We start from the raw sequence: 17,252 nt of genomic DNA, 5'->3' as shown, positions 1-17,252 counted from the left end.
GCAGGTATAGTGGCATCCGGATCGTGAGTACCATAGCATGGGCATGAGCATGGGCAGCGCGTCCGGCGGCGGTGGTCGCCGCGGTCGGCGCAAGGCGGCCGTGATGGCGGAGATCAACGTCACGCCGATGGTCGACGTCATGCTGGTGCTGCTGATCATCTTCATGGTCGCGGCGCCGCTGCTCACCGTCAACATCCAGGTCGACCTGCCCCAGGCGCAAGGCGGCTCGGCCTCGACGGCCGACGCCAAGCCACCGCTCGAGGTCACCGTGAAGAAGACCGGCGGCGGCTGCGCGTCGAAGGTGGACGTGTATCTCGGTGACTCGCCGATCGCGATCAACGAACTTGGGCCGAAGATCAAGGCGATGAAGGAGGCGGGCGCCGGCGGCGGCGACAACGTCGTCAAGATCCGCGGCGATCGCGACGCCTGCTACTCCGACATGATGAAGGTGCTGGGCCTGGCGCGCGATGCCGGCTATCGCGCCAGCATCGTCGTGCTGCCGGATCAGGGCTCATGACGTCGAAGGACCTCATCCGGTTCGTGCGCACGCGCAAGGGGACAGTGCTGTCCGTCGCCCTGCACGTGCTCGTGCTGTGCTGGGGCCTGTTCAGCTTCTCCGCGCGCTCGATGGTGGCGCCGCCGGAGGACCTTGTGCCGGTCGACGTGATCTCGGAGGACAACAGCTCGAAGGCCAAGGCCGGCGCGCTGACGGGCAAGAAGGAATCCCAGAAGCTGCTGGCCGACAAGATCGGCGAGAAGAAGCCGACCGAGGACATCGTCGGCAAGGTCGATACCAAGCAGGTCACCGAGACCGACGCCGCGCCTGAGCCGCAGCCCAAGCCGGAGAAGCCGGTCGAGAAGAAGCCCGATCCGCCGAAGCCGGTCGAGAAGCAGCCGGATACGCCGAAGCCGGTGGCCGAGAAGAAGCCGGAGCCGCCGAAGCCCGCGCCGGCCGAGAAGCCGAAGCCGGAGGAGAAGAAGCCGGACCCGTTCAATCCGGACCAGATCGCCAGCGTGCTCAACAAGGACAAGGCGAAGCAGCCGCCGAAGCCGCAGGCCGCCGCCGCGCCGCCGGAGCCGCCCAAGCACAAGAGCGAGCGCAAGTTCGACGCCGAGAAGATGGCGAGCTTGATCAATCAGAAAGATCCGACGCGGCAGGCGGTCACGGGATCCGAGATCAATGCGAATGCGGCGCTGGGCTCGGTGCGAGGAACGGCAGAGGCCAATGTCGCGAGCTGGCAGGCCGCGTTCCAGGAGGCGGTCACCCGCTGCTTCAATGCGCCCTATAGCGGCGTGGATGAAGACAAGATCTCCGTTGATCTCGATATCCAGCTACGGCCGGATGGATCGCTCTTTGCTGCTCCCGCCGTCGTCGGCATGACCGGACCGTCCCGTACCGTCAGCCTGGCCATGGCGGAAAATGCCAAGCGTGCGGTCGAGAACTGTGCGCCCTACGCGTTTCTGCCGAAGAACCGGTACAATGAGTGGAAGTTGATACCCGCGACATTCAACCTCAAAATGATGAATTCGATGCGAGGCCGAACTTGACGACACCTCCGACGCGCAAGATAGGATCCACCACGCGGCGCCAGGTTCTGCTGGGCGGAGGAGCCGCCATGGCAGCCTTGGGCGCGGGGCCCGTGTTCGCGCAACGTGTGATTATCGGCCCTGGCGAGTTCAAGCCGATCCCGATCGCGATTCCGCCATTCGTGCCCGGCGGTGCCGGTGACGCCGATGTCGGCAACGGTATCGCACAGGTGATTACCAACAATTTCAAGCGCAGCGGGTTGTTCGCGCCGGTGGACCCGGCCGCCTTTCCCGAGCGCATCAGCAATTTCGAGGCCCCGCCGCAATTCGCGAGCTGGAAGCCGCTCGATCTGCGCGGGCTCGTCACCGGCCGCGCGACGCGGCAGCCGGACGGGCGGCTGAAGGCCGAGTTTCGGCTGTGGGACCCGAACTCGGGCCAGCAGCTCACCGGCCAGCAATATGTGACGGCGCCGGAATACTGGCGGCGCATCGCACATATCATCTCGGACCAGATCTACACCCAGATGACCGGCGAGAAGGGCTATTTCGACAGCCGCGTCGTGTTCGTCGACGAGAGCGGCCCGTCCGAGCGGCGCGTCAAGCGGCTCGCGCTGATGGATCAGGACGGGGCCAACGTCCGCTACCTCACCCGCGGCGCCGACCTCGTGCTGACGCCGCGGTTCTCGCCGTCGAGCCAGGAAATCACCTACATGGAGTTCGGGCAGGGTGACCCGAGGGTCTATCTGTTCAACATCGAGACCGGCCAGCGCGAGATCGTCGGCAACTTCCCCGGCATGTCGTTCTCGCCGCGGTTCTCGCCGGACGGCCAGCGCATCATCCTCAGCCTCCAGCAGGGCGGCAACTCCAACCTGTTCGTGATGGATCTGCGCTCGCGCACGACGACGCGGCTCACCGACACGCCGGCGATCGACACCTCGCCGTGCTACTCGCCGGACGGCAGCCAGATCTGCTTTGAAAGCGATCGCGGCGGCAAACCGCAGATCTACGTAATGTCCTCCAGTGGCGGCGCAGCGCAGCGCATCTCGTTCGGCGAGGGCAGCTACTCGACGCCGGTGTGGTCGCCGCGTGGCGACTTCATCGCCTTTACCAAGCAGGGCGGCGGCCAATTCGCGATCGGCATCATGAAGACGGACGGCTCGGGCGAGCGCATCCTCACCGCCGGCTTCCACAACGAAGGGCCGACCTTCTCGCCCAACGGCCGCGTGCTGATGTTCTTCCGTGACCCCGGCGGCACCGCTGGTCCGTCGCTATATTCGATCGACGTCTCCGGCCGCTTCGAGCAGAAGGTGCCGACGCCGGGCTTCGCCTCGGATCCGGCTTGGTCGCCGCTGCTGTCGTGATGGAGCGAGCCTCTGGGCCCGCTCACGTCGTGGTGGACGCGATTTTTCCAGTCGCGCGATGCGTGTTCTATGGAAAGGCAGAACTATTAGTTGTAGTAGCCGGGTAGTGTTTGCCTAGTTCTCTGAATTTTCGAGCGAATTCGTGCACTTCGCGAACGCGGAAACGCTCCGCTAACGATGTTCCCTCAGAAAGACTTCACCTGCGAGCGGTAATGTTTGTGCACCGAACAGGACGCGTGCGCACGAATGCAGCTTGCCACTCAGAACGGAGAAGACGATCGAAAGTTGTCGCCTGCGATCCAGGCGGCTCTCGTCGACTCCCTCTTCCAGGATCCCGGCCCGATGTTCGCCGGCGCACTCTGCGCCGCCGTCGCCGCCGTCATGACCGCGATCAAGAGCGGCGACGTCAATCTGTGGCCGTGTGCCGCGATGCTGATCATCGCAGGGGCGTTCCGTTCGCTCGACATGCGCTACTATCGAAGCCTGTGCGACAACGGCCGCCTCACGCAGGAGGCGGTCGAGCGCTGGGAGGTTCGCTACCAGATCGGCGCCATGATCTATGCGCTGGTGCTCGGCGTCTGGTGCGTGGTCGCCCTGGTCGACAACAGCGACCCGGTGGTGCACCTGATCGCGATCACGGTGACGCTCTGCTACATGTCGGCGGGCGCGGGCCGGACCTACGGGCGGCCCTGGATCTTCCACGTCCAGATCCTGCTCGCCTGCGGACCGCTCGCAGTGGCCCTCGCGATCCACGGCAGCCCTTATTACCTGGGCATGGCGGCGTTCTGCGTCCTGTTCTTCGTGTCGCTGAAACACATCTCGACCAACCTGCAGCGGATCTTCGTCCAGGCCTTCGTGGCGCGCGAAAGCGAGGCCGCACTGGCCAAGCAGTTCGATACGGCTCTGAACAACATGCCGCACGGCCTGTGCATGTTCCGCTCCGACGGGCGTCTGGCCGTGATGAACCATCGCTTCGGCCAGATGATGAGCCTGCCGGATGACATCCTGCAGCGTGGCGGCAAGGCGGCCGACATCATCAACGCCTGCGTGATTGCAGGCTCGATCTCCGCTTCGAGCGGCCGGCTGATCCTGGCCGAGATCGAGCACACCAAGACCCATAATGTCATTACCAGCGATCCCGACGTCGCGCGCGACCGGTCGCTGTCCTGGACCTTCCAGCCGATGGCCGACGGCGGCGCCGTGGTCCTGCTCGAGGACATCACCGAGCGCCGGCATGCCGAGGCGCGCATCTCGCATCTGGCGCGCTACGACGAGCTCACGACCTTGCCGAACCGCGTCAGCTTCCGCGACGAGATCGAACGGCTGCTCAGGATTCCGCAGCGGCACGGCGAATTGTCCGCGCTGCTGTTCGTCGATCTCGACCGCTTCAAGCAGGTCAACGACACGCTCGGCCACCCCTGCGGCGATCAACTGCTCTGCGCGGTCTCCGAGCGGCTGCGCGACATGCTGCGTCCTGAAGACTTCGTCGCGCGCTTCGGCGGCGACGAGTTCGTGGTGTTCCAGCGCAACATCCGCTCCAACGACGACGCGGCGATGCTGGCGCGCCGGATCGTCGACCAGCTCAGCGAGCGCTACAAGATCGACAATCACCTGGTCGAGATCGGCGCCAGTGTCGGCATCGCCATGACCGCGCCGGGGATCAGCGCCGACACCCTGCTGAAGAATGCCGACATGGCGCTGTATCGCGCCAAGGCGGAGGGACGCGGCACCTTCTGCTTCTTCCGCGATGAACTCGCCCAGACGGTGGAAGCACGCCGCATCCTCGAGCTCGACCTGCGCAAGGCGCTGGCGAACGAGGAGTTCGAGCTGTTCTACCAGCCGCTGGTCAACCTGAAGTCCGGCAAGATCTCGACCTGCGAGGCGCTGCTGCGCTGGAACCACCCGGTGCGCGGCACGGTCTCGCCGGTCGACATCATTCCCGTCGCCGAGGACATGGGCCTGATCGTTGATCTCGGCCGCTGGATCCTGCGCAAGGCCTGCCTGGAATGCATGAAATGGCCGGATGCGGTCAGCGTCGCCGTCAACTTCTCGCCGCAGCAGTTCCATCAGCGCGATGTGCTCAGTGAGGTCCGCTACGCGCTCGAAGTGTCCGGGCTGCCGCCGCATCGGCTCGAGATCGAGATCACCGAATCCTCGCTGTTGCGCAACACTCAGCTCACCCACGATGTGCTGTCGCAGCTGCACATGCTCGGGGTCCGTATTTCGCTCGATGATTTCGGCACCGGCTATTCGAGCCTCAGCTATCTGCACAACTTCCCGTTGGAGAAGGTCAAGATCGATCGCTCATTCCTCGAAGGAATCGACAGCGATCGGCCGCTGACCCTGTTGCGCGGTGTCGCAAGATTGTCCGCCGATCTCGGCATGTCGGTGGTGGTGGAGGGCATCGAGACCAACGAGCAGCTCGAACTGGTCAGCGCCGACGGTACGGTCACCGAGGCGCAGGGCTATCTGTTCAGCCGGCCCGTCCCCGCCATCCGCATCCGGCAGCTCCTGAATGCATCGCATGGGCGCCGTTCGAGCGACGGGGCGATCGCGGCCGCCGGCGGGACACGTTCGATCGCTTGATCGCCCGACCTCCGCCTTGATGCGGTGGTGCCGGGAAAGACCGACCAGTGCTGAAGGCGGCTCTGTGCGCAGCATCCCGCCGGTCCGAGCATGGCTCGTATGGGAATGGCAATGTAACAACCCCACGTCGCATCGTTCGGAAACATCGCACGTGCATGCCAAGCGAATCCGTTTCGATTTGATACGCAAGTGATCCGAAGCAATCGTCCAGCGTAGCATCCAATCCCGTAAGTCACGGTTACGCCTCCGGGATTCTACGTGCCGTTAACTTTGTACCGGCGAAAGCTTTGCGTCGGCATTAACCCGCTGTTAAGCTCATACTGCTCGTAGGAGTTGTGTGAAAAGGGGTTGCGGATGAAGTCGGCGGCTAGAGTGAGTGCCGTTGCTGAGCAGAAGTCGGATGTGCTGGAGAACGTGGACTATCGACTGGCGTTGACTGCTGAAGACAAGGACGAGATCTATCGGCTGCGCTACCGCGCCTATCTGCGTGAAGGCGCCATCCTGCCGTCGCCCAGCGAACGCGTCAGCGACGAATATGACGATCTTCCCAACAGCTTCATCTTCGGCGTCTACGTCAATGGCGAGCTCTACAGCTCGATCCGCATCAGCGTGCTGAACTCGCAATGGCGCCGATCGCTGTCCTCGGACATGTTCGCCGACCTGCTGCATCCCGAGCTCGATCGCGGCAAGGTCATCATCGACCCGACACGGTTCGTCGCCGACCATGAGAAGGCGCGGCTGTTTCCGGCGCTTCCCTATGTGACCGTCCGGCTCGGCTACGTTGCCTGCGCCCATTTCAATGCGGATATCGGTCTCGCCAACGTGCGCCCCGAGCATCGTGCGTTCTACAAGAAGGTGTTCTTGCAGGAACCATGGGGTGAACCGCGGCTCTACTCCGGCCTCACCAAGCCGGTCGGCCTGGTGGCGGCGCATTATCCTTCGATCCGCGATCGCGTGTTCCAGCGCTTTCCGTTCATGCGATCGAGCGCGTTCGAGCGACGGATGCTGTTCGATCGTCCGGCGCCGGACGCCTTCACTGATTCGTTCAGGATTCACGCGGTCGCGAGGGCTGGCTGATCATCGGCCGATATCGGGGCCAGTTCGGCCGTCCGGCCGGTTCGCACCGTGGCAGCGATGCAAAAATCAGCGAAAAAGCGCCCTGCTGCAGGCGCTGAGCGGCTTGCCTTCACCCTGGCGCCACATTTACAACCCATTAACCATCGCGGTCGCTTTTCGGGTTTCGTTAGCATTTGACGGGGTTCGGCAAGACCCCATCAAGGTTGACGGAACGTTCGCTTAACCATCGCCCTGTAGACCGGATGGCAGTCTAAGAACGTGAGCGTGGAGGCTCCGGGAATGAAATATCAGATGCGTATCCTCCAGGGATTGAAGTTGGCCGCCGTGCTGGCCGTGGCGCTGTCGATGGGCGCCTGCGCCAACAAGAATCTCACCGGGGCCGACGGGGCGATGGCCAGCGCTGCGACTCCAGGCAGCCAGCAGGACTTCGTCGTGAATGTCGGCGATCGCGTCTTCTTCGAGAGCGATCAGACCGATCTCACGCCGCAGGCGATCGCGACCTTGGAGAAGCAGGCGCAGTGGCTGCAGAGCTATCCGCGCTACTCCTTCACGATCGAGGGCCACGCCGACGAGCGCGGCACCCGCGAGTACAACATTGCGCTGGGCGCGCGGCGCGCGCAGTCGGTCCGCAACTTCCTGGCGTCGCGCGGCATCGACCAGGGCCGCATGCGCACGATCTCCTACGGCAAGGAGCGGCCGGTGGCGGTCTGTAACGACATCTCGTGCTGGTCGCAGAACCGCCGTGCGGTGACGGTCCTGAACGCCAGTTCATAAAGCTGAACGAATCCGTTGCTGATGAAGCCGGCGTCGCCCATCGACGCCGGCTTCATCGTTTGTTGTCGGCGGGTCTCGGCCGGACTTGGTTTTTTCTTCGCTTGAACGTCATTTGTATCCGTCGCATTTCTGCTTTACAGCCACGCTCACAGGCCTGTTTTCAACGTCTCGCCGATCTGGTCGTCAGGGCAGCATGTCGTTCATGTTTCTTCCACGGAGCGCCGCCGCGATCCTCGCCGCGCTCGTCATTTTCTCGTGCCAGGCATTTTCGTCGCGGGCGCTCGCCCAGACCGATGATGATGATCCCGAGATCCGGATTCAGCGGCTCGAAAATCAGCTCCGGCAACTGACCGGTCAGAACGAGGAGCTGCAATATCGCAATCGCCAGCTCGAGGAGCGGTTGCGACAACTGCAGGGCGCAGCACCTGGGGGCGCCGCCGCGGCGCAGCCGACCGCGGCCGCGCCGGCGCAGGCCAATCCCGCCTACGGCCAGGCTGCTCAGCCGGCCAACGGCCAGCAGCAATATGGCCAGCAGCCGTACGGCCAGCCGCAACAGGCCTATCCCCAGCAGCAGCCGGGCTACGCGCAGCCGCAGGCCGGCGCGCCGGTGCAAATCGTCCAGGAGCCCGCGGCCCCTGGCCGGGGCCGCCGCGGCGATGCGTTCGATCCGAGCCAGAATCCGACGGCTCCCGGCGCCCCGCAAGCGCTCGGCGGCGGCCAGTTGCCGATCCAGCCGGGTGGCGGCCAGCCCGCCGGCCGTCCCGCCGGCGATCCCACGACTCTCGCCAACACGGGCGGTCGCTATCCCCAGGGTGCTCCGCCGGCCGCCGCTCCCGGCGCTGGCGGACTGGAGACCGCGCCGCCGCGGCAGACGCCGCGCGACGAATACGACCTCGGCATCGGCTACATGCAGCGCCGCGACTACGCGCTGGCCGAGCAGACGATGCGCAACTTCACCCAGAAATATCCGAACGATCCGATGGTCGGCGACGCGCAATACTGGCTCGGCGAGAGCTTCTACCAGCGTCAGCAATATCGCGATGCCGCCGAGGTCTTCCTCGCCGTGACGACGAAATATGAGAAGTCGGGCAAGGCGGCGGATGCGCTGCTCCGGCTCGGCCAGTCGCTGGCCGCGCTGAAGGAGAAGGAGGCCGCCTGCGCCGCGTTCGGCGAAGTGACGCGTAAATATCCGCGCGCCTCGGCGGGCGTGAAGGCGACCGTCGATCGCGAGCAGAAGCGGGTGAAGTGCTGAACGTCCCCGGGCGAGGGTAGCCTCTCGCCTATAATCGGCGAGGCGGGTAGGCTGCGGCGCCATGTCCAAGGCCCGTTCCGAAGCCGATCCTGCGATCTCCGCAGCCGAAGCCGAGCGCCTGTTCGCCCCGCTTTCGGGGGCGCCCGCGCTGGTGCTCGCCGTGTCGGGCGGTCCGGATTCGATGGCTCTGATGTGGCTCGCGGCGCAGTGGCGCGCGGGGCTCGCGCAGGGGCCGCGCCTTGTGGCCGTGACGGTCGACCATGCGCTGCGGCGCGAGTCCGCCCGTGAAGCCCGCATGGTGAAGGAGACCGCGCGCCGGCTGGCAATTCCACATCGGACCCTGCGCTGGAACGATGAGAAGCCGGACACTGGGATTCCCGAAGCGGCGCGCCTGGCAAGATACCGCCTGCTGGCACGCGCGGCGCGGCAGGCGGGCGCCGGACACGTCGTCACCGCCCACACCCGTGACGACCAGGCCGAGACCGTGCTGATGCGGCTCTTGCGTGGCAGCGGCATCGCGGGGCTCGCGGCGATGGCACCGCTCAGCGAGCGTGAAGGGTTGTTGCTGGCGCGGCCTCTGCTCGACGTTGCCAAGGCCAGGCTGGTGGCGACGCTGCGCTCGGCCGGCATCCCCTTCGCAGATGACCCGACCAATCAAGATCCCGCCTTCACCCGGCCGCGGCTGCGCGCCCTGATGCCGGCTCTGGCCGCCGAGGGCGGCGATGCCCGGACGCTGGCGACGCTGGCCGACCGGCTCGGACGGGCCAATGCCGCGATCGAATTGATGGTGGATGGCGCCGAACGCTATCTTGCACTGCGCGCGGCCGGGAGCAGGCCGGTGGGCGCGATTCACGGCGAGACCTTCGAGGCGCGCGCCTTTGTCGCACTTCCAGCCGAAATCAGGCTGAGGCTGCTGATGCGCGCGATCAACCGCGTTGGAACCGAAGGTCCCGTGGAACTCGGCAAGGCAGAGTCGCTGCTGGCGCGGCTGGACCGGACTCTTGCGGAGATCGCAGATGGTGGTACGTCTGCTCCGGGCAGGCTAAAACAGACCCTGGCTGGTGCACTGGTAAGCATGACGAGAGAGACGATCCGCATCACGCCCGCGCCGCCGCGGCGGTCGCGCGGGGTCTGAAGCGGTTCACCGCCTTCGCGGACGCTTAACCACCTGCCTTGGCGGCGCTTTCCCGCGCCATTTTTTGAGCGGGAATCGGGCTAGGATGCGATAAATAGTCCTTTCTAGTTCCCTTGGCATTGCGGCGAGTGGTACCTAGATTACGAGATGGTCGACCGGGGGATTCCCTCGTGGCTACCCAGGGATGAGTCCGAGGACGAACGGCCGCGATCCGCGCGACCACGAAGGAAAATCGATGAACGCCAATCTGCGCAATTTCGCCCTTTGGGTCATTATTGTCCTGTTGCTGTTGGCGCTGTTCACACTCTTCCAGAACCCGGGGCAACGCGCGTCGTCGACCGACATCAACTTCTCGCAGCTGTTGACCGAGGTCGATCAGGGCAATGTGCGCGACGTCGTGATCCAGGGGCCGGAGATTCACGGCACCTTCAAGAACGGCTCGTCGTTCCAGACCTACGCGCCGAGCGATCCGAACCTCGTGAAGCGCCTGTACGACGCCAAGGTCAACATCCAGGCCAAGCCGCCCGGCGACAACGTGCCGTGGTTCGTGTCGCTGCTGGTGTCGTGGCTGCCCTTCATCGCGCTGATCGGCGTCTGGATCTTCCTCTCCCGGCAGATGCAGGGCGGCGCTGGCAAGGCGATGGGCTTCGGCAAGTCGCGCGCCAAGATGCTGACCGAGGCGCATGGCCGGGTGACGTTCGAGGACGTCGCCGGCGTCGACGAGGCCAAGCAGGACCTGCAGGAGATCGTCGAATTCCTGCGCGATCCCGGCAAATTCCAGCGGCTCGGCGGCCGCATCCCGCGCGGCGTGCTGCTGGTCGGCCCTCCCGGCACCGGCAAGACGCTGATCGCGCGCGCCGTCGCCGGCGAAGCCAACGTGCCGTTCTTCACCATTTCGGGTTCTGACTTCGTCGAGATGTTCGTCGGCGTCGGCGCCAGCCGCGTCCGCGACATGTTCGAGCAGGCCAAGAAGAACGCGCCCTGCATCATCTTCATCGACGAGATCGACGCCGTCGGTCGTCATCGCGGCGCCGGTCTCGGCGGCGGCAATGACGAGCGCGAGCAGACCCTCAACCAGCTGCTGGTCGAGATGGACGGCTTCGAGGCCAATGAGGGCGTGATCCTGATCGCGGCCACCAACCGGCCCGACGTGCTCGATCCGGCGCTGATGCGTCCCGGCCGCTTCGACCGCCAGGTCGTGGTCTCGAACCCCGACATCATCGGCCGCGAGCAGATCCTCAAGGTTCACGTCCGCAAGGTGCCGCTGGCGCCGGACGTCAACCTCAAGACCATCGCCCGCGGCACCCCCGGCTTCTCCGGCGCCGACCTGATGAACCTCGTCAACGAGGCTGCTCTGACCGCCGCTCGCCGCAACAAGCGGATGGTAACGCAGTCCGAGTTCGAGGAGGCCAAGGACAAGGTGCTGATGGGCGCCGAGCGCCGCTCGATGGTCATGACCGAGGAAGAGAAGATGCTGACCGCCTATCACGAGGCGGGACATGCGATCGTCGGCCTCAACGTCCCGAGCCACGACCCGATCCACAAGGCGACCATCATTCCGCGCGGCCGCGCGCTCGGCATGGTGCAGTCGCTGCCCGAGGCCGACCGCCACTCGCATACCCGTGAGTGGTGCGTCTCGAAGCTTGCGATGATGTTCGGCGGCCGCGAGGCCGAGGTGCAGAAGTTCGGTCCGGAGAAGGTGACCAACGGCGCCACCGGCGACATCCAGCAGGCCACCAACCTCGCTCGTGCGATGGTGATGGAGTGGGGCATGTCCGACAAGCTCGGCCGCGTCCGCTACCAGAGCAACGAGCAGGAGGTCTTCCTGGGTCATTCGGTGGCGCGCTCGACCAACATCTCCGACGATACCGCCCGCCTGATCGACTCCGAAATTCGCGGCCTGATCGAGGCCGGCGAGCAGGAGGCGCGCCGCATCATCACCGAGAAGCGCGACGACTGGGAAGCGATCGCCCAGGCGCTGCTCGAATACGAGACGCTGACCGGCGAGGAGATCAACGACCTCCTGAAGGGCAAGAAGCCGAACCGCGAATCGGCGATCGAGCCGTCGACGCCACGGGCGTCGGCCGTGCCGCCGGCCGGCAAGCCGCGGCCGCGGCCCGATCCGGGCCTGGAGCCGCAGCCTCAGGCGTGAGCCAGGGTTGATATGCAACGGACATCCGGCGGTCAGCCCGTCTGATCCGGAAGATTAAGAGAAACGACAGGCCCGGCTTGCAGCCGGGCCTTTTGTTTGCTTGGAGATCGGTGCCGGCGGTGGTCCGAACCGCAGGTTATGAGCGTGGGAGAAGTCCGTGTGTTGACGGGGTTGCCGCGGACCGCATCCAGCGGCGCCGCGCGCATCACGGCTTGTCGAACCAGGCCTTCCACTGCGGGACGGCGGTCGCGAACGTGCCGCGATGGCTGGTCGGCCCGGTCGACACCGCCTCGACCTTGCTGTTACCGGCCCCGATCGCCTGCTGGTAGGTCATCGCCAGGCGGCCGAGACCGGTCGAGATCGCCTCGTCGGTCTCACCGTAATAGTTGCGCACCGGCGTCTTGATGATCCAGCGATAGGCCTGCGTCTGCGCGACCAGGCGGCCGTAGGCCGACGCCGCGAAATACTCCGCATCGAAATAGTCGGGCTTGAGCAGCTTGTGCAGATCGGTCGGGACGTCGGCGACGTTGAAGGGCTCGCGCTCATAGGCCTTGCGCGCCACATCGTAGTAGCTGTCGCTGATCACCGAGCGCGCCAGCCCCGGCACCGCATAGTAGTTCTCGAACGCGAACGCCGACAGGATGAACAGCGAATTGACCCAGGCGGCGTCGTTCTTGCGCGGGAAGCTGAGGAAGCCGTTGAGCGCCACGGACACGTCGACAGGAGCGCTCGCGGTCGCCGCCGCCGTCACCGGCAGGCCGGCGCTTTCGAGCTTCTCGAGAAAGGCCATGGTCACGAAGCCGCCTTGCGACCAGCCGGCGATGTCGAGCCCGGCGCTCGTCAGCTTCATCTGGTCGAGCACGGCGCGGCTCGCCCGCAGCATGTCGTAGGTGGCCTGCTGATGGCTGGCCTTCACCATGTAGCCTTCTGGCTCGGTCGAGATGCCCATCCCGAAATAATCGGCGCCGATCAGCAGATAGCCTTGTCCCGCGAACTGCGCGATCATCAGCTGGGTCTCGGGCGACTGCTCCGGAAACGACGGCACCTCCTGCTTTCCGTACACCGTGCCGTGCTGATAGGACACCATCGGCAGGCTGGTCTCGCCGGTCTCGGGCACTGCGAGCAGGCCGCTCGCCGTGATCGGCTTGTTTCCGCGCTCGGGGATGACGGACGCATAGGTGACGCGATAGAGCCGGACGGCGTTGCGGGCCGGGGTGTAGGTCACCGAAAGACCCGCGAATTTCGGCGTGTCGACGGTGAGGATGGTGTTCAGCCGGGCGACGTCCCAGCGGGCCAGATATTCATAGCTGACGTCGGAGGAGACGCGCACGGGCCCCTTGTCCTGGGCGCGGGTTGCGGCCGGCCAAATGACGCAGACGAGCAGTGCGATGAGAGCGCGATGAACGAACATGGGATCTCCCCGGCCTGCCGCCGTTGGTTGCATTCGGACCCTGCGATACAGTTTGCGAGTAAACAATCGGTGCGGCGCCGGCAGTCGCGCGCCGTTGCCCGCGTTTAAGCCTTCTTCAAGCGTCCGCGCCTATGTCTCGATCGGGAATGCATCCATGCAGCGCGGGGCGAGGTCCAGATGGCCGACAATCCTGATGCCGCCGCGATCCCATCGCAGCGTCGTGACGTTCCGCTCGGCCTGTTCGCGGCCTGCTTTGCGCTCGCCTGCATCAACGCCTCGTTCTTCCCGGCCGGACTGTGGTCGGGCACCTGGATCTGGGACCAGGCCGGGCTCGGCATTCCGACGGACTTCGTCAATGTCTGGGCGGCCGGCAAGCTCGCGCTGCAGGGACATCCGGCGCTGGCCTGGGACTGGGACGTGCAGCGCCAGGTCGAGCTCGCTCTGCTGCGGCAGGATTTTCCGGGCTACTTCGCCTGGCACTACCCGCCGCCATTCCTGTTCGTCGCGGCGTTCCTGGCGCAATTTCCCTACACGCTCGCCTTTGTCGGCTGGGTCTATGCCAGCTTCGTTCCCTATGCGCTCGCGATGCGCGCGATCGTCGGCCGCGGCTTCGGCCTGCTGCTCGCAGCCGGCTTTCCGGCCCTGTTCTCGAACGCTCTGGTCGGGCAGAACGGATGCCTCACCGCCGCGCTCGTCGGCGGCACACTCTATCTGCTGCCGGTGCGGCCGGTGCTGGCGGGGATCTGTCTCGGCCTGCTGACCTACAAGCCGCAATATGGCCTGCTCTTCCCGATCGTGCTGATCGCCACCCAGCGCTGGACAGCCTTCATCTCTGCGAGCGTCACCGCCATCGTGCTGGCGCTGCTGTCATGGCTCGCCTTCGGGTTGGAGAGTTGGCAGGCCTTCTTCCATTGGCTGCCGATGTTCTCGCAGGCGTTCCTGACCGAGGGCAAGGCGACCTGGTGGAAGCTGCAGAGTCTGTTTTCGCTGGTACGCTATTTCGGCGGCTCGGAAGCGCTCGGCTGGACCTTCCAATGGGTGCTGACCGCGGCCGTTGCGATCGTGCTGGTGATGCTGTGGCGCAGCCCCGTGCGCTATGCTCTGAAGGCGGCCGCGCTGGCCGTCGGACTGCTGCTGACGACGCCTTATCTGTTCATGTACGACATGATGGTTCAGGCCATCGCCGTGGCGTGGCTGGTGCGGATCGGCCTCGCCGAGGGCTTTCGCCGCTACGAGCTGCCCGCGCTCGGCGGCATCGCGGCGCTTCAGATCACGTTCATGCTGTCCGGGATTCCGCTTGGGCTCGCCGCCAATCTGATCATGGCCGGCTTGGTGCTGGCGCGCGCCGGCTCGTGGTGGCGTCGGCAGCCGGCGCCCGCCGGCACGGCGCTCGCGCACGCCTGACGCATCGATCGCGCAGCACAGGGTCATGATTTCTCTTGTCTTATCGCGTGAACAAGTGTTCAGTTCTTCCCAGCCATTTGTGAGGTCGATCCTCCAAAAACACTGAACCAGCGTTCGCCGGGTGCCCTGGACGAGCGCGTCCGGGACGAGAAACGCCATGGTCTATCGGCGAACCCATCAGGTCGTGAAGCGGCTGGCGGCCCGCCGCAGTGCGATTCTGGCAGCCGCTCGCGAGACTGCTGCAGAAGGCGGCATGTCGGCCGTCCAGATCGCCCCGGTGGCGATCCGGGCCAATGTCGCAGCCGGCACCGTCTATCGCTACTTTCCTTCCAAGGCCGATCTGATCTCGGAGCTGATCGCGGAAGTCTCGCGCGACGAACTCGCTGCCGTCCGGCGCGCCGCCGATGCCGCGCCCGGTCCGTCCTCGGCCCTGGCTGCCGCGGTATCCACGGTGGCAGTGCACATCCTGTCGCAGCGCAAGCTTGCCTGGGGTATCCTGGCCGAGCCGGTCGACGTCGACGTGACGGCGTCACGGATCGCGAGCCGCCGCGAGATCGTCGGCGAGATCGCCTCGCGGATCGACGCGGCCGTCCGTGCCGGCCACCTTCCGGCGCAGGACACCCAGTTGGCCGCGACCGCGCTGCTCGGCGCGCTGCACGAGGCGCTGGTGGGGCCGCTGGCGACCGAGAATCCCGACGACCCTGCCAAACTCCGCGACACCGTTCAGGCGGTCACCCTGCTGGCGCTGCGCGCGGTCGGCGTCATGGATGCGCGTGCGCGCGGTCTCGTCGTGCAGGCCGTGCTGCCGGTCAGGAGCCTGGTCGGCGCGTAGTCCGCGTCACCCATGCCTGTCGGGCAAGGCCGCGCTTAAGCAAGGATTCACCCGTCGCGGCGATGGTGGGGGCTGGCGCGCCGCGAGAGGGCCGCCCTTGCCTCACTCCAGGTGTCTCCTCGGACGATGTCGATTGCACGCAACCCTCTGGCGACGCGCCTCGTCATCGCCGGATCGGCCGCCGCCGGCGCCGTCTATGCGTATCTCGCCGGCGAGGATATCAACTGGGACTGGCAGAACTATCACGACTATGCCGGCTTCGCGCTGCTGCATGGCCGCTTCGATGTCGATGTGGCGCCCGGCGGCTTTCAGAGCTTCCTCAATCCGCTGATCTACCTGCTGCCTTACGCGGTCCGCCACGGGCTCGATGCGCCGTGGTGGGGCGTCGCACTGGGCGCGCTGCACGGCCTCAATCTCGCGCTGGTCTATTGGCTCGCGCGCGTGCTGCTCGGGCGCGCGGCTGACGCGTTCACGCTCGGCGCCGCGCTCATCATCGCCGCCCTCAGTCCGATGGCGCTGTCCGAGGTCGGCACCAGCTTCGCCGACATTCTCACGACCATTCCGATCCTCGCCGGCATCGCGCTGATCTTCGGGGAGGACGATGAGCGCGGCCGACGTTTCGTCGCCGCTGGCCTGCTGATCGGCGCGGCCACGGGATTGAAGCTCACCAATGCGACGTTTCTGGTCGGAGCGGGCGTGTCGCTGCTGCTGGTGGCGCGGCCGTGGCGCGCGATCGTCGCGTTCGGGGCCGGCAGTGCGGCCGGCGCGATCGTGACCGCGGGGCCGTGGGCGCTGAAGATGGCGCGCGACTACGGCAGCCCGCTGTTTCCATTCTACAACACGGTCTTCCGCTCGCCCGAAGCGCCGCAGATCTCGATCGCCGATACGCGCTTCATGCCGTCCGGCGTGCTCGATGCGCTCGCCTATCCGTTCTACTGGGTGATCGGCAAGCATCCCTCGTCGGAATGGCCGTTCCGCGATCCGCGTTTCGCCGTCGTGATCGTGCTGCTCATCGCGCTGATCGTCACCGGCCTATGGCAGCGGCGTGAAGTGCTGCCGCTGCGCGAGCGGCGCCTCCTGATCTTCTTCTGGCTCAGCTACGTCCTGTGGATGCTGGCCTTCTCGATCCAGCGCTATCTGATGCCGCTCGAGCTGTTGTCGGCGCCGCTGATCGTGCTGCTGCTCATCCGCCTGGTCGATGCTTGGCGTGCAGACGCTGGGCCGGTCGCGTCACCATCGCGGCGGATGACGCAGGCCGTCACGGTGATGGCCGCGCTCGGCATCGCGCTGGCGTCGCAGCCGACCGACTGGATGCGGCGGTCGTGGTCGGACCCCTATCGGCCGCAGCTCGCGGCCAACCTGCAGCGTCCGGCGACATTCCTGCTGCTGCAGAAGCCGCTCGGCTACGTCACGTCGTTCCTGCCACAGGGCTCGCGCGTCTATCAGTTGTCCGAGCTCGTGGTGCCGATCGTGCCTGGCGGCGTGCTGGACCGCCGGGTTCGCAACGGCCTCGCCAACCCGCTGCCGGGAGGCGTATGGGCGCTGTATCTGTCCAGAAGCCCGGCCGACAACCCGCCGCGGCTCGAGGTGCTCGCCGACTACGACCTCCAGATCGATGCGTCGCGTGGCTGCGAGCGCATTCCTGGCGCCGCCGGCATTGCCATCGAGGCCTGTCCGGTGATCGCGCGGCTCAAGCCCCCGTCCACGGCCGGATTGGGCGCGATCGATACGATCCAATAGG

13 protein-coding genes are annotated in these 17,252 nt (G+C 65.9%); 12 read left to right on the top strand and 1 reads right to left on the bottom strand.

The genetic code is table 11. The features are described 5' to 3' along the window. The first annotated feature begins 37 nt into the window (after positions 1–37). The 9 genes from ACQR0U_RS20965 to ftsH all read left to right on the top strand — a co-directional run bounded on the left by ACQR0U_RS20965 (position 38) and on the right by ftsH (position 11,864). Complete coding sequence (locus tag ACQR0U_RS20965) at positions 38–517, top strand: ExbD/TolR family protein (RefSeq protein ID WP_315717583.1); 480 nt, start codon at positions 38–40, stop codon at positions 515–517. Beyond that, positions 514–1,548 carry a protein TolA gene (locus ACQR0U_RS20960; protein ID WP_315717582.1) on the top strand — a complete coding sequence of 345 codons (1,035 nt, stop codon included), beginning with the start codon at positions 514–516 and terminating at the stop codon, positions 1,546–1,548. The genes ACQR0U_RS20965 and ACQR0U_RS20960 overlap by 4 nt, the downstream gene beginning before the upstream one ends. Before the next feature lie 68 nt (positions 1,549–1,616). Continuing rightward, positions 1,617–2,888, top strand: coding sequence for a Tol-Pal system beta propeller repeat protein TolB (gene tolB / locus ACQR0U_RS20955; RefSeq protein ID WP_434843643.1), 1,272 nt, complete (start codon positions 1,617–1,619; stop codon positions 2,886–2,888). A 246-nt stretch (positions 2,889–3,134) separates the two neighbouring features. Next, positions 3,135–5,474 (top strand): putative bifunctional diguanylate cyclase/phosphodiesterase, encoded by a 2,340-nt coding sequence (locus ACQR0U_RS20950; protein ID WP_315826695.1) that lies wholly within the window; start codon positions 3,135–3,137, stop codon positions 5,472–5,474. Positions 5,475–5,828: 354 nt separating this feature from the next. After that, positions 5,829–6,551: an N-acyl amino acid synthase FeeM domain-containing protein gene (locus ACQR0U_RS20945; protein ID WP_315717579.1), complete on the top strand. Its 723-nt coding sequence runs from the start codon at positions 5,829–5,831 to the stop codon at positions 6,549–6,551. A gap of 279 nt (positions 6,552–6,830) precedes the next feature. Next, complete coding sequence (pal, locus tag ACQR0U_RS20940) at positions 6,831–7,325, top strand: peptidoglycan-associated lipoprotein Pal (protein ID WP_172133860.1); 495 nt, start codon at positions 6,831–6,833, stop codon at positions 7,323–7,325. Positions 7,326–7,527: 202 nt separating this feature from the next. Further along, positions 7,528–8,577 carry a tol-pal system protein YbgF gene (gene ybgF, locus ACQR0U_RS20935; RefSeq protein WP_315826697.1) on the top strand — a complete coding sequence of 350 codons (1,050 nt, stop codon included), beginning with the start codon at positions 7,528–7,530 and terminating at the stop codon, positions 8,575–8,577. 61 nt (positions 8,578–8,638) lie between these two features. Then, positions 8,639–9,712, top strand: a complete 1,074-nt coding sequence (gene tilS, locus ACQR0U_RS20930; protein ID WP_315826698.1) for a tRNA lysidine(34) synthetase TilS — start codon at positions 8,639–8,641, stop codon at positions 9,710–9,712. Positions 9,713–9,947: 235 nt separating this feature from the next. Next, positions 9,948–11,864: an ATP-dependent zinc metalloprotease FtsH gene (ftsH, locus tag ACQR0U_RS20925; RefSeq protein ID WP_315717576.1), complete on the top strand. Its 1,917-nt coding sequence runs from the start codon at positions 9,948–9,950 to the stop codon at positions 11,862–11,864. 205 nt (positions 11,865–12,069) lie between these two features. Here ftsH and ACQR0U_RS20920 read toward each other — a convergent pair whose 3' ends face one another. Beyond that, complete coding sequence (locus tag ACQR0U_RS20920; protein ID WP_434843642.1) at positions 12,070–13,275, bottom strand: alpha/beta hydrolase family protein; 1,206 nt, start codon at positions 13,273–13,275, stop codon at positions 12,070–12,072. Positions 13,276–13,452: 177 nt separating this feature from the next. On the opposite strand from ACQR0U_RS20920, the gene ACQR0U_RS20915 reads away from it, so the two are divergent. From ACQR0U_RS20915 to ACQR0U_RS20905, 3 genes are all read left to right on the top strand, one after another. Next, positions 13,453–14,679: a glycosyltransferase family 87 protein gene (locus ACQR0U_RS20915; protein WP_434843641.1), complete on the top strand. Its 1,227-nt coding sequence runs from the start codon at positions 13,453–13,455 to the stop codon at positions 14,677–14,679. Positions 14,680–14,836: 157 nt separating this feature from the next. Next, positions 14,837–15,511, top strand: a complete 675-nt coding sequence (locus ACQR0U_RS20910; protein ID WP_315717573.1) for a TetR/AcrR family transcriptional regulator — start codon at positions 14,837–14,839, stop codon at positions 15,509–15,511. 126 nt (positions 15,512–15,637) lie between these two features. Further along, positions 15,638–17,251: a glycosyltransferase family 87 protein gene (locus ACQR0U_RS20905; RefSeq protein ID WP_434843640.1), complete on the top strand. Its 1,614-nt coding sequence runs from the start codon at positions 15,638–15,640 to the stop codon at positions 17,249–17,251. The last annotated feature ends 1 nt before the right edge of the window (position 17,252 follow it).

This window comes from Bradyrhizobium sp. HKCCYLRH3097, assembly GCF_051167875.1.
In the GTDB taxonomy this organism is placed as follows: domain Bacteria; phylum Pseudomonadota; class Alphaproteobacteria; order Rhizobiales; family Xanthobacteraceae; genus Bradyrhizobium.
The sequence above is the reverse complement of the archived record's forward strand: the minus strand, read 5'-3'. Positions and strand labels throughout refer to the sequence as shown.